Here is an 18,132-nt window from a genome sequence, read left to right on the forward strand (position 1 = left end):
ATTAATGCCTTTAGGCCTAGTTGAGCATGCGAACGGAGTGAGTATGCGAAACAAAAAACCACCTGCTTTGCGGGTGGGGGATAAGATTATATAAATAAAGACCTCTTTTGCCTTAAGATGTAGGTGTTCAAGCCAAAATCAAATAAGGGAAAAGAGGTTTAATTAATATGGCTAATAAACTAAATAGTTTAGCCCATACGAAGTGGTTATGTAAGTATCACATCGTATTCATTCCAAAGTATAGACGGAAAATAATTTACAATCAATATCGGAAAGATTTACGAGATTATATTAGATTACTATGTCAGTATAAAGGAGTAAAGATTATTGAAGGACATTTGATGCCTGATCATGTTCACTTATTAGTAAGTATTCCACCGAAGTTAAGCGTTTCGCAATTTATGGGATATTTGAAAGGAAAAAGTGCATTGATGATGTTTGATCATCATGCCAATTTAAAGTATAAATTTGGCAATCGACATTTTTGGGCAGAAGGTTATTATGTCAGCACAGTAGGATTAAATGAGTCCACCATCAAGAAATATATTCGTGATCAAGAGAAACATGATATGGTAGTCGATAAATTAACAACGATAGAATACTCGGACCCTTTTAAGGGTAAGGTGAAGTAATACTAACACTGCTTAAAGCAGTAGCGAAGTAGTCAGAGCATTTTGGCTTGGACGAAGGAAAAGCCAGCGCCTTGAGACGCTGGCTTCTCTTATCGGCTTTTAGCCGAAGAACAAACCACCCGTTTCACGGGTGGTTATGATTTAATCGTAAAATTCGGTGGTATTCCAATTGTTAACAGCTCCCACTTGGTTGAAGAACATGGTATCATTAAAGAGATACTGAATTTCGCTTTTTTCTAAACAAAATACAAATTATCGGAGGTGAAAATGGTGGAAGAAAACCTCGCGATTGTTGATCTCGGCTCTAATTCGACAAGGATGGCAATTACTAAAATAACTCCTGATGGTCGTTTTCGTGAAATTAAACGGGTGAAGGAAAATACCCGTCTTTCTGAAGGAATGGGCCGAGAGAAAATGCTTCAGAAAAATGCAATGGATCGAACCATTGCTGCACTAAAAAAGTTCAAAAAGATTTATTCTACAATCCCTAACATTAAGGTGCGAGCAATTTCAACTGCGGCAGTTCGTCAAGCTAAAAATCGTCAAGAATTTTTGAACCGGGTTGAAAATGAAGTTGGTATTCATCTGCAGGTCCTTTCCGGGAAGAAAGAGGCATATTACGATTATTTAGGTGTCATTCGGACACTTAAGCTCAACCACTGTTTAATTTTGGACGTTGGGGGCGCAAGTTGTGAATTGGTCTTAGTTCAGCAACGACGGGCACGGGACTTGATTTCACTCCCTGTTGGCGCTGTTAACTTATCTGAGCAATTTCATTTAGGGGGATATGTTCGTTCCGCTGATCTTTTCCGAGCACAAGTTTCGATGAATAACCGTTTGACAAAGATCCCATGGCTTCGTTACGCAACAAGGGTTCCGATCGTTCTCTTAGGTGGAGCTAACCGGACACTAGCACGGATGACACGGGCATATCATCATCATGGTCGACGACATATATCAGGATCAATTCATGGATACCAATTATCTTCGCGGGTTGTTTTTGCAACTTATCGAGAATTATTGACTAGAAATCTTGCCCAGCGACGGCGGATGCCAGGGCTGGAACCAGAGCGTGCCGACATTATTATTGGTGGAATGTTACCACTCGTATCACTTCTTCAACGGAATAGTGATGGTCGGGTGATCTTTTCTGAAAGTGGCGTTCGTGAAGGGATTATTACGGAGTATGTTAACCAAAGGAAGAAAAAATCATGAGTAAGACACAATGGGCACACGGCTTTTATAGGCTAACTCCTGAACAACGGCGACAAATTTTAGCCGATCAATACTACCTTTCTTCAACCGAACAGTCATTGTTAGCTGAGCAGGCAAGTAAGTTAGGGAATAATCTAGTTGAAAATTATATTACTGATTATTCCTTACCTGAGGGTGTTGTTACAGGCTTAGTGGTTAACGGTAAAAGTTATACGTTGCCCTTAGTTGTTGAAGAGCCGTCAGTAATTGCAGCAGCAAATAATGGTGCTCGGCGGATTGCTAAGTCAGGAGGATTTTATGCGGAAACTTCTTCCCGAGCATTAGTTGGTCAAGTGGTAATTGATCAGGGGGAAGATCCGGTAAAGAAAATTAACTGGTTAAAGAAAAATGAAACAACTTTTCTTGAAATTGCTAACGCAGCTCACCCATCAATGAAAAAACGTGGCGGTGGTGCTAAGAAAGTTCGTATTCGTCAAGTAGGACGCTTTATAAGCATCGATTTGTTAATTGATGTTTGTCAGGCAATGGGAGCTAATACGGTTAATACAATGGCCGAAGCAGTTGCTCATTATTTAACGGAAAACGGGATTAATGTGGTTACTGCAATTCTTAGTAACTATGCCACTGATAGTTTACAAACAGTAACTTGTAAGGTTGCTTACCGAGATCTTGCTACTAAGCAAATGGATGGTGCAGAAGTTGCAAGACGGATTGTTGATCTAAGTGAATTAGCTCAAGTTGATCCGTACCGTGCCACAACCCACAATAAGGGGATTATGAACGGGATTGATGCGGCCATGATTGCCAGTGGTAATGACTGGCGGGCAATCGAGAGTGGTGCCCATGCTTATGCAAGTCGCAACGGCCAGTATCGGGGCCTGAGTATCTGGAAAATTATTGATAATCAACTTGAGGGAAGTATAACTCTTCCGATGCCAGTTGGTGTAATCGGTGGTTCGATTGGCTTGAATTCACTAACTAAGCTAAATTACCATTTAAATGGGATCGAGACTGCTCAAGAATTAGCTGCCGTAATTACTAGTTTGGGATTAGCCCAAAATTTTGCGGCAATCCGTGCATTAGCAACTACTGGGATTCAAGCAGGACATATGAAACTTCAGTACCGTTCTCTTGCAATTAGCGTCGGTGCTAAACAAACAGAAGTTGAACAACTAGTAACAAAACTTAGTCAGCAGTCACATGTTGATCAAGAAGTTGCCAAGCGGCTTTTGGCAACCATACGAAAGGAGTCTTCCAATGAGTGAAGAGCAAGAAATTAAATTAAATAAGGCGAACAAGGCCCTCCTCGATCAGGTAAATGAATTATATCCAGAAGGTTCGGTTTTTATTCAATTTAAGGGCGAAAAGTCTGGCTACGTTCGTCACGACCAAGCAACCCAACAAACAATTCCCGGAGCATTAATAATCTTGATAACCGACTTAACCGAGCCAAATTACACTGCTTCTCACGAACTTCTTCATTTGCTAATGCTTCTTCGGGGCTTCCCACAAATTTTCTTCCAACTTTCTCTCGGGGATCGGGAATTAGATGAACAGATGATGATTATGTCGACTGATCTCTATAATGTTGCGATGCATCGGGTAGTAGTTGCTGAACAGCGGAAGCACGATTTCATTAACGAGCAGGTTGAAGAAGAATACCTAAAGGGGATCGAACACACCTTAACTTCCGAAAGTGAGGATGACGATGAACGAGCATTACGGTTACTAACCCTGTTAGATGCTCTTGTTTTCTTTGGGGATCACCTTGCTAAGTATGAGGAAACGTTAGAAACTAATTATCCGCAAGCTTTGGCAGCTGCCAAAAAGATCTATGCTGAAATTACCAAGAAGCCGATCAAGAATGCCTTTGATATGTGGCGGTCAATTGTCAAGATCTACTCCTTGTATGATCAGCAAATGGAAGAGTGGGGATTACCTGCATTGAACAATAATAAGTTTACAACCCTTTCCCCAGTGCTAAGTGAACGGCAATTGCGTCTTGAGGTTCGTCAAGTCTTTGAAATTTTTAATTCCGGGATGAAGGATCGCAAGACAGGAAAGCCAGCGTATGTTGGCCTTCGGCGGAATATTGACCAAAATTCCTTCACAACTGCCAAACATTCACCTGAAGAATTTAAGAGGATTTATGATCAACCAGTAAAGGAATTCTTAGAACAAAATCATATTCCATATATCATAAGGAAGTAATTTGATGGAACAAAAAGTACAACAATTGTTTGATGATGCACAACGAATTGTTTTCTTAACGGGTGCTGGTGTATCTACCGCTTCTGGGATCCCTGATTTTCGGTCCGCAAATGGCTTATACACAAAAGACCGAAATGCGGAATATTACTTAAGTCATCGTTACTTTGAAAGTGATCCAGATGGCTTTTATAAGTTTTGCAAGGAAAATTTATACTTTCCGGATGCTAAGCCAAATGTTATTCACCAAAAACAGGCGGCTTTGACCCAGCAGGATCGGGCGACGGTAATAACTCAAAATATTGATAATCTTTATGAAGAAGTTGGCACGAAGCACCTGATTGACTTTCATGGGAACCTCTTCAACGTGTACTGTGAGAAGTGTCATGAGAGGGTACCGGTAGAGGAGTATTTGAAGAGCCGCCTTCACCAAAAAGATGGTGGTGCTTTGCGGCCTGATATTGTCCTTTATGATGAAGGAATAAAGCAAGAGGACATTATTAACTCTGTTCAGGCAATGCAAGCAGCCGATTTGGTAGTAATTGTTGGTACTTCAATGAAGGTTTACCCGTTTGCGGGATTGTTAGAATACCGAAATTCTGCCGCAAAAGTCTTGGCGGTAAATCAGGAAGCTCTTCAGTTGCCATGTGAGTTTGAAATGATCCAAACGGACGCGACAAAGTTCTTTGACGAACTAAAAGTTAAATAAAAAAGAAGCTGCCGGGCACGAATCAATAGGACTAAACGCAACCAAGCAGCTTCTTTTTTGATTAGAATAAATAATTAATCGAAATGGATCACTTTACCAGCGACCTTAAATGGCATCCCTAGATGACGTTTTTCGTTACCACGCTTCTTTAGTGAAAATACGTTCCGAATAGTCTTTGTAGTTAATGACATTTTGATCGCTCCTTTCATATTTGGATACTTATTGTTGCCTTATTCAAAATATCATGGATAATCTCAGAATGGAACAACGCTAAGAGACGGTCTCATCTTGAGAAAGAACAGTTTTTGTATATTTTGCGTGGAAATAAGGAAAATGTGCATAAAAGTTACTAAATCAGCACTAAAGGTAAAGAATAAATGAGTATAAATTTATTTTAGGAAAATAAGAAATTACTGAGAATGGATGGAGGAAAAAGGTAAATGAAAATTACAATGGGGCTGACAACTTGGACTGAACACCCAGCGTTAATTAATGATCAGCAACGGCCCGTAACGTTAAATGAATACGCACAGCATATGCCAACGGTTGAAGTCGATACTTTTTTCTATGCTTTACCTCAGATGGCAACAATTCAAAAGTGGCTGTCCCAAGTCCCCAGTGAATTTCAGTTCATCATTAAAGCGCATCAGGGAATGACTCTTCACCAACGAAACCAAGAAAAGGGCGAATTAGCATTGCTATTTCAACAATACCGGCGGACAATTGCACCGTTGATTGCTGCAGGACAGTTGAAAACAATTCTCTTTCAATTTCCACCATACTTTGATTCTGAAGTAAAAGATATTGAATATTTAAAGCTGATTCGTGATTGGATGGGCGACTTACCAATCGCAGTTGAGTTGCGAAATAATTCATGGTACCGTCCAGGAGTGATTGATTCACTGGTTTCGTATTGTCAAGACTTGAGATTTACGTTGGTAGCGGCGGATGAACCTCATAATACGGTAACCTCTGTGCCGTTTTACCTTGCGACTACTAACCCTAAACTAGCGATGATCCGTTTACATGGGCGAAACCGGAAGGGCTGGGATAATGCGGGAAAAGAATGGCGAAAGACCCGGACGCTCTACCGTTATAACCACGAAGAATTAGGTGACCTTGCAAAGAAGATTAATCAGGTTAAACCACAACCACAGGAACTCTGCGTAATCTTCAATAATAATTCCGGTGGAGATGCAGCACCCAACGCCTTCCAACTACAAAAATTAATGGGGGTTAAGTTTACGGGACTTGCTCCGCGTGATCCCCAACAACTTGATCTCTTTTGAGCTTGGAGTAGGTTGTGGATAATGCTATACTAAAGGTTAATAAAATTAGGAATTGATAAGAAAGAGGGGCCTCATATGGCTGAACAAAAACCAACTTATTACATTACGACGCCAATATACTATCCATCTGGTAAATTACATATTGGTAATACATATACAACCGTTGCTTGCGATGCTGAAGCACGTTACAAGCGCTTAATGGGATACGATGTCTTCTATTTGACGGGGACTGATGAACACGGTTTAAAGATTGAACAAAAAGCCGAAAAGCTTGGTATGAAGCCACAAGAATACGTGGATAAAATGGCTGCAGGAATCAAGCAACTCTGGAAGACAATGGAGATCACTAATGATAAGTTTATCCGGACAACGGACGACTTCCATGAAAAGGCTGTTCAAAAGATCTTTCAAAAGTTTATTGATCAAGGCGATATCTACAAGGGAAAGTACAAGGGATGGTATTCAGTTGATGATGAAGAGTACTTTACCGAAAGTCAATTAGCTGAAGTTTACCGTGATGACAACGGTAATGTGATTGGCGGAAAGGCTCCATCTGGGCATGAAGTTCAACTGGTTGAAGAAGAATCATACTTCTTCAAGATGAGTAAGTATGCCGATTGGTTGATGAACTACTATAAGGACCATCCCGACTTTATCGAACCACACACCCGGGTTAACGAAATGGTTAATAACTTCTTAAAGCCAGGTCTAGAGGATCTTGCCGTTACTCGGACTTCCTTTAACTGGGGTGTTAAGGTACCTAATGATCCTAAGCACGTTGTTTACGTTTGGATTGATGCTTTATCCAACTATATTACGGCTCTTGGTTACGGTTCAGATGATGATAGTTTGTTTAAGAAGTACTGGCCTGCTGACGTCCACATGGTCGGCAAGGAAATCGTCCGCTTCCACACAATTTACTGGCCAATTATGCTCCATGCTCTTGGCCTACCACTACCAAAGCATATTATTGGTCACGGTTGGTTGACGATGAAGGATGGCAAGATGTCAAAGTCAAAGGGAAACGTGATTTACCCTGAAACCTTAGTTGATCGCTACGGCTTAGACGCTACTCGCTATTACCTTTTGAAGGCAATGCCATTTGGTAATGACGGTGTCTTCAGTCCAGAAGACTTTGTTGATAAGGTTAACTTTGACTTAGCAAATGATCTCGGAAACCTGTTGAACCGGACTGTTGCTATGATTAACAAGTACCAAGATGGTAAGCTAGTTGCCCAAAATGATGCGACAACTGAATATGATGCTGACCTTGAACAAACCGCTGAGAATGCAATTGCTGAATTCAAGGAAGAAATGGATAAAGTACACTTTGCAGATGCCTTATCAGCAGTTTGGAAGTTAGTTGCCCGGGCTAATAAGTACATTGATGAAACCGAACCGTGGGTATTGGCTAAGGACGACAGCAAGAAGGCAGAATTATCAGATGTAATGACTTACTTGGCCAAGAGCTTACGGGTAATTGCTGCTTTGATCCAACCGGTAATGACCCATGCACCAAAGGAGATTATTACCCAATTAGGTCTTGAAGGCACTAACCTTGACCTAGCTGAATTACAATTCAATGATTTTCCCGAAAATGCTCAAGTAGTTGCTAAGGGGACCCCAATTTTCCCTCGACTTGATGTTAAAGAAGAGGTTGAGTTCATTAAGAGTCAAATGAGCGCTAACCAAAAGCAAAAGGGACGTAAAGCAATGGAACAAGCAAAGAAAGAAGCGCAAAAGACGGTGAATGAAGAAACAACAGAGAAGAAGCAGATTCGGTTCGATGCTTTTGAAAAGATTGCACTAAAGGTGGCCCAAATTACCTCGGCAGACCACGTTGAAGGAGCTGATAAACTTTTGAAGTTCCATATGGATGATGGGACTGAAGAAGGGCGGCAAATCCTTTCGGGAATTGCTCAATGGTATCCAGATCCATCAGTCCTTGTGGGGAAGAAAGTTGTGATTGTTGCTAACTTGAAGCCACGGAAGATGCGTGGAGAAATTAGCCAAGGGATGCTTTTGTCTGCCGAAAAGGATGGCAACGTTACAGTGGTGACTGTTCCAGATTCATTGATTCCTGGAATGAGTGTCGAATAGTCGGACTTACTAATGAGTAAACAACATAAAAACTGGCGTCAGGTTTACGATTCGCATACGCATCTAAACGATGACGCCTTTTATAATGATGTTCCGGCGTTTGAAGCACGAGCAGCTCACTATGGGGTCACCCAGATGAATATTGTTGGTTCGAATACAATTTTGAATGAGCGGGCGTTAAAACTAGCTCATAAATATGAGAACCTACATGCGATCATTGGTTGGCATCCCGAAGATATTCGTTCTTACAATGAGGAAGCTGAAAAGAAACTGCTTAGTCAATTACATGATCCTCAAGTTGTTGGCATTGGTGAAATTGGGTTAGATTATTTTAATGATCAAACATCGCCTCATGATCAGCAACAGGAAATCTTTGCTCAGCAACTTGAAATCGCTCGTCAATTGCACTTGCCAGTTTCAATTCATGTTCGAGATGCACTTGATGATGCCTATTCAATCCTGCGCGATGCTCATATTGACGAGTATGGTGGCGTAATGCATAGTTTCAACGGTTCACCTGAGATGGCTGAAAAGTTTATGAACTTAGGAATGGCAATTTCATTTAGTGGTGTAGTTAGTTTTAAAACTGCAGAAGACGTTCATAGAGCGGCATTAGCTGTTCCTTTAGATCGGATGATGGTTGAAACGGATGCTCCTTATTTGACGCCAATTCCCTATCGAGGAAAAGAAAATGAACCGGGATTCACGAAGTTTGTGGTGAATGCAATTGCCAAACTAAAAAATGTTGATGCTGAATTAGTAGCATATAAGACCTTCCATAACGCAGAACAATTATTTTTAACAAAGAGAGAGCTAAATGAAGAAGATTAAAGAAGTAATCGTCGTTGAAGGAAAAGACGATACCAAACAGATCTTAAAGGCGGTTAATGCCGATACTTACGAAACTAATGGTTCAGCATTATCAGAAGTAGATATTGCCCGATTAAAAAAACTTCAAGCAACTCGGGGGCTGATCGTGTTTACCGACCCCGACTTTAATGGGGAGCGGATCCGTAAAATGATTAGTAATGCTATTCCAGGAGTAAAGCACGCATTTATTCGTCGTGATCAGGGGGTTCCGGAATTTAAAGGGAGCCTTGGTGTTGAGCACGCAACGCCAGAAGTGATTCGAACTGCCTTAGAAAAACTTTATACTCAAGCAACGGCAGAGAATAGGGAGATAACCAGTGCTGATTTAAAAGCGGCTGGATTAACCGGAAAAACCAATTCACGTTACCGTCGAGAACGCTTGGGCCAGATTCTTGGAATTGGCTATGGTAACGGAAAACAACTTTTGAAACGGTTAAATATGTTTCAAATTCGTCGAGATGACTTTGAAAATGCAGTTCAACGATTAGATCAGGAGGAGATAAAATGAGTGAGTCAACACAAATAGGTAACCGTAAAGCAACTCGTTCAATTATGAACGAGTATGGGATTCACGCTAAGAAGGGGTTTGGTCAGAATTTCTTAACAGACCCGGAAATTCTTGACCGAATTGTTGATGCTGCAGAAGTGACAAAGAAAGATAATGTAATTGAGATCGGACCCGGAATTGGTGCCTTAACTGAACAACTGGCTAATGCTGCTAGTCAAGTTGTTGCGGTAGAAATTGATCAGGATTTAATTCCAGTCTTAGAAAAGACATTAGCTGATCATAATAACGTAACGGTGATCAATCAGGATATCTTGAAGGCAAACCTGCCTGAATTGATTCAACAACAATTTACTGATCCGACTAAGCCAATTAAGGTGGTTGCTAACTTGCCATATTACATTACCAGCCCAATTTTAATGGGACTCCTAGCTAGTCCCGTTGAATGGACATCAATTACAGTAATGATGCAAAAGGAAGTAGCCCAACGATTAACCGCCAAGCCGGGGACAAAACAGTATGGGGCATTAACGTTAGCAATTGAATACCAAATGGATGCAGAAATTGCCTTTAATGTTTCGCGACATTCGTTTATTCCAGCGCCGAATGTTGATTCTGCGATTGTGGTTCTTAAGCAACGTCAACAACCACTAACGGTAAAACCATTTGATAAGCAAAAATTAATGGGCTTTATCCGGGGATGCTTTGCTCACCGGCGGAAGAGTCTGTGGAATAACTTACAAAGTGTAATTGATAAAGATGCCGAAACAAAAGAAAAAATGATAAAAGTTTTAGAACAACTTGAGCTCTCACCACAAATCAGGCCAGAAAAGCTAACTTTAAGCCAATTTACTGAACTATTAAATGCACTTTATCAAGAAAATTTAATTTAAAATACGATTGAATTATTAATATAGTTGTGATAAAATTTGACTTTTATGCCAAATGAGCGTATAGTTCAGCTTGTGAGGTGAGATGTTTGGCTAAAAGTATTTTAGAGATTAAGCAAGAACTCGAAGGTCGTGTTGGTCAACGAATTTTGGTGACTGCTCAAGCAGGTCGTAAACGGGTTGCTAAGCACCGCGGAGTACTTAGCAAGACGTACCCAGCAATCTTTGTTGTTCATGTTAATGAAGGACAAGGAGAGATTAATCGGATCACTTACAGTTATACTGATCTCTTAACACAAAATATCTCGATCGATTTCGAAGATGAAGAAGCACAAGCGTAATAATATTAAAGAGATTATGAAAAGCATTTATGTTTTTTCATAATCCTTTTTATTTTATTTTTAGAAGACATTTTTCATAACTTCTTTACAGGCGTTTCCTCTGCTATAATCAAGATAAATATTTGATTAAACGAGGAGGTGTTTTGGATGCTGATCACTGAAAAAGCGCCAGCAAAGCTTAATTTAAGTTTGGATTCACCCATGCGATACCTTGATGGGATGCCTAAGTGGGATATGGTAATGGTTTCGGTTGACTTGGCAGATTACGTTTCAATCGAAATCTCCGATCAACCTGGAAATATAAATGTTTACACCGATAGTAGCTTTCTTCCGAATGATCAACGAAACCTTGCATTTCAAGCAGCTAATATTTTACGAAATCGATTTCATCGTCGTGATGCGTTAACGATTAATATTAGGAAAAATATTCCGGTGGCGGCGGGATTAGGTGGTGGATCATCGGACGCCGCCGCAGTCTTAAGAATCCTTAATTCAGCATGGAATCTTGGACTTTCACTAGAAGAACTGGCTCGTTTGTCGCTATCAATTGATTCTGATGTTCCGTATTGCGTTTACGGAAAGTTGGCACACGTGACTGAACATGGTGAAAAGATCGAATTATTACCCCCGCAACCTCATTACTGGGTAGTCATTGCTAAGCAACAAATAAGTGTGTCAACACCGCAGATGCTTCGACAGATTGACTATACCCAGATTAACCACCTAGAGAACCAAAAGCTAATTCGAAATTTACAAAATGGTGATTGGCAGGGGGCGACTAAGTACATGGGAAATGTATTAGAGCCACTAACAATGCGTCATTATCCAGAAATCAAACAGTTAAAGGATAAGATGTTATCATTGGGAGCAGATGTTGCCCAGATGAGTGGAACGGGACCTTCGGTTTTTGCGATTTGCCATACAGAATCACGAGCACGGCGAGTCCAAAATGGGATCCGTGGTTTTTGTAGAAATGTTAATATTGTTACTCTTTTATAATTTAATTAACTGGACTTTTCTAATGCTGAAGAAAAGTCCAGTTATTTTGATAAATAACAAGTAAAAGCCGAACATTTATGTTAAAATCGAATGCGATTAATACTTTTGGAGGATTAGATATGAAGGTCAGACGTAGTAACCGCCTTGTTGATATGACAAGATATTTAATGGAACACCCTCGCTCCCTCGTTTCCCTCAAATTTTTCGGAGAACGATATGATTCTGCTAAGTCTTCAATTAGTGAGGATCTTAGTATTATTCGTCATACTTTCCATTCATGGGGAATGGGACGTTTGGAAACAATTCCTGGTGCAAGCGGTGGTGCCATATTAACACCGTTCTATTCAAAGGAAAATGCGGAAAGGGCCATTGCTGATCTGGTTACCGCGGTGAGTGATGATACCCGGCTATTACCTGGGGATTATGTTTACCTTTCAGACTTGATTGGTCGTCCTGATATCTTACGTCGTGTGGGTCGGTTAATTGCTACCCAATACGTTGATAAAGATGTCGACGTGATTATGACAGTTGAAACTAAGGGAATTCCGATTGCCCAAAGTGCCGCGATGTATCTGAATAAGCCATTTGTAATTGTGCGGAATAGTTCCCATATTACAGAAGGACCAACAGTTAGCGTTAATTACGTTTCAGGTTCAGTAAAACGAATCAAGAAAATGGAATTATCACGGCGGACCCTTTCAGCTGGAGCAAACGTTGTCGTAGTTGATGACTTTATGAAGGGTGGCGGAACCCTTAACGGGATGAAGTCACTGATTGAGGAATTTGATGCAAACTTGGTTGGGATGACCGTTTTAGCAGAGGGAGAAGTTTCTGGTAAACGGTTAGTTAATAACTGTACTTCATTAATTAAGGTGAATGCGGTTGATGATGAGAAAAAAACGATCCAAGCTGGACCAGGAAGTTTTATTAAAGATGTTTTTGAGAAGGAGTAAGCTAGCAAAATGAAGCGGAATGCGATTATTTTAGCAGCCGGTAAGGGAACCCGGATGCGGTCAAAGTTATACAAAGTTTTACATGAAGTATGTGGGAAGACAATGGTAGAGCACGTTGTCGGTCAACTCGAAAAGGCTGATATTGATAATATTGTGACTGTTGTTGGCTTTGGCGCTGAAAAGGTTGAGGAAGTCATTGGAAACCGGACTAAGTTTGCTTTACAGAACCAACAATTGGGGACTGGTCATGCGGTAATGCAAGCTAAAGATCTTTTAGCAGATAACGATGGTGAGACCGTTGTGGTTAGTGGTGATACACCATTATTTACCGCTGATACATTTAAGAAGCTATTTGAATATCATGAACAACGTCATGCCGCCGCAACGATTTTGACTTCTGTTGCCCCTGATCCGACGGGTTATGGCCGGATTGTTCGCGATGAAGTTGGTATTGTTGAACGGATTGTTGAGCAAAAGGATGCTACTCTTACAGAACAATCAATTCATGAAATTAATACTGGTGTTTACTGCTTTGATAATAAGAAGCTTTTTGCTGCATTGAAGGAAGTCAATAATAATAATGCACAGGGTGAGTACTACCTTACTGATGTAATTGAGATCTTGAAGAATAAACAAGAAATTGTTACTGCTTATAAAATGGCCGACTTTGATGAATCGATGGGAGTTAATGATCGCGTTGCCCTTGCCCGTGCTAATAAGATCATGCGTAAGCGGATTAATACCAAGTTAATGGAATCCGGTGTTACAATGGTTAATCCGGAAACGACATACATTGATGATGGTGTTAAGATCGGTCAAGATACTGTTATTGAAGGTGGTGTTGTGATCAAGGGAAATACCACGATCGGTAGTGACTGTTACATCAGCGCTCATTCACGAATTGAAGATTCAACAATTCATGATGGGGTAACAATCACTTCATCAACGCTTCAAGAAGCCGAAATGCATGATGGTAGTGATATTGGCCCTAATAGTCACCTTCGTCCAGATGCAGAAGTTGGTAAGAATGTTCATATTGGTAACTTCTGTGAAGTTAAGAAGGCCTTTATTGGTGAAGGAACTAAAGTTGGCCATTTAACTTACATTGGTAATGCCACCTTGGGTAAAAATATTAATGTGGGATGTGGGGTTGTCTTTGTTAATTACGATGGGAAGAACAAACATCACACCAACGTTGGTGATCACGCCTTTATTGGTAGTAACAGTAACCTGGTTGCGCCAGTTAACCTTGCAGCAAATGCTTTTGTTGCAGCTGGCTCAACAATTACGGATAACGTTGAAGAATATGACATGGCAATTGCGCGTGCACGGCAGGTTAACAAGGAAGCTTACGCCAAGAAGTTACCTTGGTAAGATTTCTGCTCTTGCTTTTTGTGCGGCAAATTTATATTATTGAAGTGTTGATATGATAATGTTTACTGCATACGTAATTATTATTAAATAAGGGGCTGGTGACATCATTGTCGCAGCTTCTAGTTTTGAATTAATCCAGTGGAGGATGCAATGACTACTAATCATTATTTTGACCCTAAATTGAAGATTTTTGCTTTGAATTCAAACAGGCCACTTGCTGAAAAGATCGCTAATCACGTCGGCGTTGACTTAGGTAAGTTGTCGGTTGACCGTTTCAGTGATGGTGAAATTCAAATTAACATTGAAGAAAGTGTTCGTGGTGATAATGTTTACGTTATCCAATCCACTTCTGCACCGGTCAATGATAATTTGATGGAGCTTTTGATCATGGTTGACGCTTTACGCCGTGCAAGTGCAAAGACCATCAATGTGGTAATTCCTTACTATGGTTATGCACGTCAAGACCGGAAGGCACGTAGCCGTGAACCAATTACTGCAAAATTAGTGGCTAATATGCTACAAAATTCAGGTGTTGATCGGGTGATTGCACTTGATCTTCACGCTGCTCAGATCCAAGGGTTCTTTGATATCCCTGTTGATCATTTGATGGGTGCCCCTCTTTTAGCCGAGTACTTCATTAATGAAGGGGTTGCTCAAGATGCCGTAGTAATTTCACCTGACCATGGTGGGGTTACCCGTGCTCGTGCATTGGCTGAATTCTTGAAGTCACCAATTGCGATTATCGATAAGCGTCGTCCGCGAGCTAACGTTGCCCAAATTATGCATATCATTGGGGATGTTAAGGGTAAGAAGTGTATTATGATTGATGATATGATTGATACAGCCGGAACTATTACTTTGGGTGCCCAAGCATTAATGGATGCTGGTGCAGAAGAAGTTTATGCTTCTTGTACCCATGCAGTTCTGTCTGGTCCAGCAATTGAGCGGTTAGATAAGTCACCAATTAAGGAAGTTGTTGTGACGGATTCGATTCAACTACCAAAAGAAAAACGAATTGATAAGATTAAGCAAGTATCAGTTGCACCATTAATTGGGGATGCTATTAAACGGATTAATGAAAATCGTCCAGTTAGTCCTTTGTTCAAGAAGGTTTTTAAAAGCGCTGAACTTTAATCAGTGATACTTATAATTTTAGAACGTGATTACTAACAAAAGGATAGTAATCACGTTTTAAAATTTTAACGATATTATTAAGAGCATGGTAGGAAAAGTTTGAGAAGAAACGGTCATGGTATAATTAAGGTTGAAAAAAGGAGGAGTAATTATGATAGTAAATAAGTTCTTCAAGAATGTTTCGGTAGGTGCAGCTGCGTTAACGCTTGTCCTAACGTTAGCCGGATGCGGTAATAGTCAATCAACAGTTAGTTCTCAGAAGAACTCGTCTACCACCAGAAATACTCAATCACCTGAAAACGATTCAATGAGGGTGGTTCGTTCAGCAAACCGTTCAATTCGGAATAATAATTTTCAAGAAGCGTATGATAATTTAAACAGTACCAATAATCGTTCTAGTGAAGCCGAGAATTTAAAGGGTGATCTTCAGAATTATTTAACTGCTAAGCGTGCCTATAATAATGGTGACTACCAAACTGCATCTAACAGTTTAAAGCCGTTAAAGTCGACAAGTACTGCAATGCGTGATGCTTACGCGAGTCTTCAATCAAAGATTAATAAAAAGCAAATAACTAAGACTTCAACATCTTCGTCAAGTCAACGAGTTGCTAACCAACAGGCATCGAATAAAACAAGTGGTGGTGTTGTTGAGGCTTTTGCTAATAAGATGGGTTTTACCGGCGAAAAGGGTTATTCGATTATCCCAACATCAGCTAGCGGTAACATATATAAGTTAGAAGTTCGCCAGAATAATAGTGATAACACGGTTTCTAACATGGTTGGAATTTACCAATACAATAGTCAAACCGGTGCGGTTACCAAGTTACAATAGATTATTAGACGGGGAAGGGAATAATTTAGAATTGACCTTACTCGTTTTGGCAGGTGAGGATCGATGGGTACTGTATTAACTCTAGATCAGGAGGATTTATTTAGAAGAACGATGGATTTCCCGTTTTGGACACCGTGGGAGTTAATTTTTTAACCGGCTGCTTATCAATGGTAACCCACAAATCAACGGGAAAATTGTGATCGATATGCAATTCTTGGCGGAATACGCCTTGTTGGTAATCGTTATTTAATTGGTGATGGGATTAATGAACAGGGATTAGTGTGCACTGAGTTACTTTTTCCGGTTGTGGCAAGTTATGGTCAAGAAGAGAAAGGAAAGTTGAATCTGACCTTGCAGGATTTCATTCATTGAGTATTGGCAAGCCACGCAACAGTTCAAGAAGTGGTTAATGATTTAGTGAATATTACTGTTGTTAAGAAAAATGGTTTGATGGTCAACAGCATCCATATCACTGGTTACTAAAAACGAGCATCATTCACATAACTATACCCACTACCAAGCAATTGTTAATCAAAGGAGTGGTGAGTGCTGTTTCCGTAATCAGTTGGCTGATTTAGTGTATGCGGCGTGGAAGAAAAAGCGATTAAACGGTTTGATAGTATAAAAAGGGCTCCAAGGTTTGAACTGCCCTAAAATTGTTAGACAAATCTAACAATTTTAGGGTGGTTTTTTATATGACGAAGTATTCAACACAATTCAAAATTAAAATTGTTCAAGAATATTTACAAGGTGGAATAAGCCAAGATAAACTATGCAAAAAATATGGTATGGCGGATAAAACAGTCGCACAGCACTGGATTAATTTGGTTAGAGAACACGGCTTTGAGTCTTTAGTGATTAAGCATACCAAGAAACGGTATTCAGTTAAATTTAAGTTACAAGTCCTGAATTATTGCCAAACTCATGACTTAAGCGTAGAAAAAGTAGCTGCTCATTTTGGTTTAAATAAATCACTCGTTAGTTTATGGTATGGTAAATACCAAAAAGAAGGGATTGCCGGCCTTCAACCGAAGGTAAAAGGCCGGACTGTAAAAGCTATGAAAAGACATACGACGAGTAATAAAGAACGGGTAACTAAAGATAAACAATATCAACAGGAAATAGAAAAGTTAAAAGCAAAGGTTGCATATCAAAAAATGGAGATTGATATCTTAAAAAAATTGCATGCCCTAAGACAGCAAGAAGAAAAGAACAAGCAGCAGTAATTCAAGTGCTTAGGGCAGACTATCCATTAAAGGAGTTACTGGCTTATTTTAAGATGCCAAGGTCGACATACTATGAACGGTTAAAGGCAATCCAAGCAACAGATAAATACGGCCATATTAAACAAGTCATCAAACAGCTTTTTCGCCAAAGTCGGGAAACATACGGTTATCGTCGAATCTATTACAAGTTAAAGAAATTAAACTATACAATTAGTCCAGAGACAGTACGTAAACTGATGAAACAGATAGGATTAAAGGTTTGTGTTTATAGCAAAAGAAGCCATTATTCTTCTTATCGAGGTCAGCTCGGGCGTGTAGCACCTAATATTCTTAAGCAAAAGTTCAATGAACGACAGGTTTACCGAGTCCTGCACACCGACATAACGCAGCTAAAATTGGACAATAATCAGTTTGGCTATATTTCAGCAGTTATTGATGAAGCCAGCAATGAAGTCTTAGCAACGCAGGTTTCCGCTAGTCCTAATCGAATTTTGATTGAACAAACACTGCAAGAATTAAGCTCCCGACTACCAGCAGGTAGTCAGCCAATTATACATTCCGATCAAGGTTGGCATTATCAATTACAGTATTATCGAAATGAGTTGGCTAAAGCTAATCTTACTCAAAGTATGTCTCGGAAGGGAAATTGCCTAGATAATGCACCAATAGAAAGCTTTTTTAACCTAATGAAACGCGAATGCTTAAAACGGTTAAAGATTTCATCGATCAACCAATTACGTGAAATCGTCCAAGACTATGTTTCTTGGTTTAATTACGAGCGAATTTCATTGAATAAGAAAGGATTGACTCCGGTCGAATATCGGAATCAATCCATTAATTAAGATTTAATAAAAT

The 18,132-nt window shown here is 40.0% G+C and carries 19 protein-coding genes; all 19 read left to right on the plus strand.

Going from position 1 to position 18,132, the window contains the following annotated elements; genetic code table 11:
• Positions 1-167: 167 nt before the first annotated feature.
• The 19 genes from tnpA to H5R64_RS02435 all read left to right on the plus strand — a co-directional run bounded on the left by tnpA (position 168) and on the right by H5R64_RS02435 (position 18,119).
• Positions 168-632 carry an IS200/IS605 family transposase gene (tnpA, locus tag H5R64_RS02345; RefSeq protein WP_182580307.1) on the plus strand — a complete coding sequence of 155 codons (465 nt, stop codon included), beginning with the start codon at positions 168-170 and terminating at the stop codon, positions 630-632.
• Positions 633-899: 267 nt separating this feature from the next.
• Positions 900-1,847 carry a Ppx/GppA family phosphatase gene (locus H5R64_RS02350; RefSeq protein ID WP_182581479.1) on the plus strand — a complete coding sequence of 316 codons (948 nt, stop codon included), beginning with the start codon at positions 900-902 and terminating at the stop codon, positions 1,845-1,847.
• A complete protein-coding gene (locus tag H5R64_RS02355; protein ID WP_182581478.1) occupies positions 1,844-3,112 on the plus strand; it encodes a hydroxymethylglutaryl-CoA reductase, degradative in 1,269 nt (422 codons plus the stop codon). The genes H5R64_RS02350 and H5R64_RS02355 overlap by 4 nt, the downstream gene beginning before the upstream one ends.
• Complete coding sequence (locus H5R64_RS02360; protein WP_182582689.1) at positions 3,105-4,058, plus strand: IpaB/EvcA family protein; 954 nt, start codon at positions 3,105-3,107, stop codon at positions 4,056-4,058. Before H5R64_RS02355 ends, H5R64_RS02360 begins: the two co-directional genes overlap by 8 nt.
• A gap of 4 nt (positions 4,059-4,062) precedes the next feature.
• A complete protein-coding gene (locus H5R64_RS02365; protein WP_182582691.1) occupies positions 4,063-4,764 on the plus strand; it encodes an NAD-dependent protein deacylase in 702 nt (233 codons plus the stop codon).
• Between the two features lie 440 nt (positions 4,765-5,204).
• Positions 5,205-6,053, plus strand: coding sequence for a DUF72 domain-containing protein (locus tag H5R64_RS02370; protein WP_182581475.1), 849 nt, complete (start codon positions 5,205-5,207; stop codon positions 6,051-6,053).
• Positions 6,054-6,128: 75 nt separating this feature from the next.
• Positions 6,129-8,153 carry a methionine--tRNA ligase gene (gene metG, locus H5R64_RS02375; protein ID WP_182582693.1) on the plus strand — a complete coding sequence of 675 codons (2,025 nt, stop codon included), beginning with the start codon at positions 6,129-6,131 and terminating at the stop codon, positions 8,151-8,153.
• 12 nt (positions 8,154-8,165) lie between these two features.
• On the plus strand, positions 8,166-8,984 hold the full coding sequence (locus H5R64_RS02380) for a TatD family hydrolase (RefSeq protein WP_182582695.1): 819 nt from the start codon (positions 8,166-8,168) through the stop codon (positions 8,982-8,984).
• Positions 8,971-9,531, plus strand: coding sequence for a ribonuclease M5 (gene rnmV / locus H5R64_RS02385; protein ID WP_182582697.1), 561 nt, complete (start codon positions 8,971-8,973; stop codon positions 9,529-9,531). The genes H5R64_RS02380 and rnmV overlap by 14 nt, the downstream gene beginning before the upstream one ends.
• On the plus strand, positions 9,528-10,421 hold the full coding sequence (rsmA, locus tag H5R64_RS02390) for a 16S rRNA (adenine(1518)-N(6)/adenine(1519)-N(6))-dimethyltransferase RsmA (protein ID WP_182582699.1): 894 nt from the start codon (positions 9,528-9,530) through the stop codon (positions 10,419-10,421). The genes rnmV and rsmA overlap by 4 nt, the downstream gene beginning before the upstream one ends.
• An 86-nt stretch (positions 10,422-10,507) precedes the next feature.
• Complete coding sequence (locus tag H5R64_RS02395; RefSeq protein ID WP_182581470.1) at positions 10,508-10,759, plus strand: Veg family protein; 252 nt, start codon at positions 10,508-10,510, stop codon at positions 10,757-10,759.
• Positions 10,760-10,906: 147 nt separating this feature from the next.
• A complete protein-coding gene (gene ispE / locus H5R64_RS02400) occupies positions 10,907-11,758 on the plus strand; it encodes a 4-(cytidine 5'-diphospho)-2-C-methyl-D-erythritol kinase (protein WP_182582701.1) in 852 nt (283 codons plus the stop codon).
• Between the two features lie 119 nt (positions 11,759-11,877).
• The gene (gene purR / locus H5R64_RS02405) at positions 11,878-12,711 is read left to right on the plus strand and encodes a pur operon repressor (RefSeq protein ID WP_182581468.1); all 834 of its coding nucleotides are present in this window, start codon (positions 11,878-11,880) and stop codon (positions 12,709-12,711) included.
• A 9-nt stretch (positions 12,712-12,720) separates the two neighbouring features.
• Positions 12,721-14,085, plus strand: a complete 1,365-nt coding sequence (gene glmU / locus H5R64_RS02410) for a bifunctional UDP-N-acetylglucosamine diphosphorylase/glucosamine-1-phosphate N-acetyltransferase GlmU (RefSeq protein ID WP_182581467.1) — start codon at positions 12,721-12,723, stop codon at positions 14,083-14,085.
• A gap of 150 nt (positions 14,086-14,235) precedes the next feature.
• Entirely contained in the window at positions 14,236-15,219 is a 984-nt protein-coding gene (locus H5R64_RS02415; RefSeq protein WP_182581466.1) for a ribose-phosphate diphosphokinase, read from the plus strand.
• A 151-nt stretch (positions 15,220-15,370) separates the two neighbouring features.
• A complete protein-coding gene (locus H5R64_RS02420; protein ID WP_182581465.1) occupies positions 15,371-16,051 on the plus strand; it encodes a hypothetical protein in 681 nt (226 codons plus the stop codon).
• A 249-nt stretch (positions 16,052-16,300) separates the two neighbouring features.
• Positions 16,301-16,423 carry a linear amide C-N hydrolase gene (locus tag H5R64_RS08705; RefSeq protein WP_407657565.1) on the plus strand — a complete coding sequence of 41 codons (123 nt, stop codon included), beginning with the start codon at positions 16,301-16,303 and terminating at the stop codon, positions 16,421-16,423.
• 323 nt (positions 16,424-16,746) lie between these two features.
• Positions 16,747-17,277 (plus strand): helix-turn-helix domain-containing protein, encoded by a 531-nt coding sequence (locus H5R64_RS02430; protein WP_182581023.1) that lies wholly within the window; start codon positions 16,747-16,749, stop codon positions 17,275-17,277.
• Positions 17,278-17,282: 5 nt separating this feature from the next.
• Positions 17,283-18,119 (plus strand): IS3 family transposase, encoded by an 837-nt coding sequence (locus tag H5R64_RS02435; protein ID WP_231797899.1) that lies wholly within the window; start codon positions 17,283-17,285, stop codon positions 18,117-18,119.
• Positions 18,120-18,132: the final 13 nt, after the last annotated feature.

Source organism: Limosilactobacillus fastidiosus, assembly GCF_014145505.1.
GTDB classification, from domain to species: domain Bacteria; phylum Bacillota; class Bacilli; order Lactobacillales; family Lactobacillaceae; genus Limosilactobacillus; species Limosilactobacillus fastidiosus.

Bases quoted from the DNA above. Each gene is read 5' to 3' on its own strand.
- H5R64_RS02380 (WP_182582695.1), top strand. From the start codon at position 8,166: ATGAGTAAACAACATAAAAACTGGCGTCAGGTTTACGATTCGCATACG.
- H5R64_RS02360 (WP_182582689.1), top strand. From the start codon at position 3,105: ATGAGTGAAGAGCAAGAAATTAAATTAAATAAGGCGAACAAGGCCCTC.
- H5R64_RS02355 (WP_182581478.1), top strand. From the start codon at position 1,844: ATGAGTAAGACACAATGGGCACACGGCTTTTATAGGCTAACTCCTGAA.
- rsmA (WP_182582699.1), top strand. From the start codon at position 9,528: ATGAGTGAGTCAACACAAATAGGTAACCGTAAAGCAACTCGTTCAATT.
- metG (WP_182582693.1), top strand. From the start codon at position 6,129: ATGGCTGAACAAAAACCAACTTATTACATTACGACGCCAATATACTAT.
- glmU (WP_182581467.1), top strand. From the start codon at position 12,721: ATGAAGCGGAATGCGATTATTTTAGCAGCCGGTAAGGGAACCCGGATG.
- H5R64_RS02420 (WP_182581465.1), top strand. From the start codon at position 15,371: ATGATAGTAAATAAGTTCTTCAAGAATGTTTCGGTAGGTGCAGCTGCG.
- rnmV (WP_182582697.1), top strand. From the start codon at position 8,971: ATGAAGAAGATTAAAGAAGTAATCGTCGTTGAAGGAAAAGACGATACC.
- H5R64_RS02365 (WP_182582691.1), top strand. From the start codon at position 4,063: ATGGAACAAAAAGTACAACAATTGTTTGATGATGCACAACGAATTGTT.
- H5R64_RS02430 (WP_182581023.1), top strand. From the start codon at position 16,747: ATGACGAAGTATTCAACACAATTCAAAATTAAAATTGTTCAAGAATAT.
- ispE (WP_182582701.1), top strand. From the start codon at position 10,907: ATGCTGATCACTGAAAAAGCGCCAGCAAAGCTTAATTTAAGTTTGGAT.
- purR (WP_182581468.1), top strand. From the start codon at position 11,878: ATGAAGGTCAGACGTAGTAACCGCCTTGTTGATATGACAAGATATTTA.
- tnpA (WP_182580307.1), top strand. From the start codon at position 168: ATGGCTAATAAACTAAATAGTTTAGCCCATACGAAGTGGTTATGTAAG.
- H5R64_RS02415 (WP_182581466.1), top strand. From the start codon at position 14,236: ATGACTACTAATCATTATTTTGACCCTAAATTGAAGATTTTTGCTTTG.
- H5R64_RS02370 (WP_182581475.1), top strand. From the start codon at position 5,205: ATGAAAATTACAATGGGGCTGACAACTTGGACTGAACACCCAGCGTTA.
- H5R64_RS02350 (WP_182581479.1), top strand. From the start codon at position 900: ATGGTGGAAGAAAACCTCGCGATTGTTGATCTCGGCTCTAATTCGACA.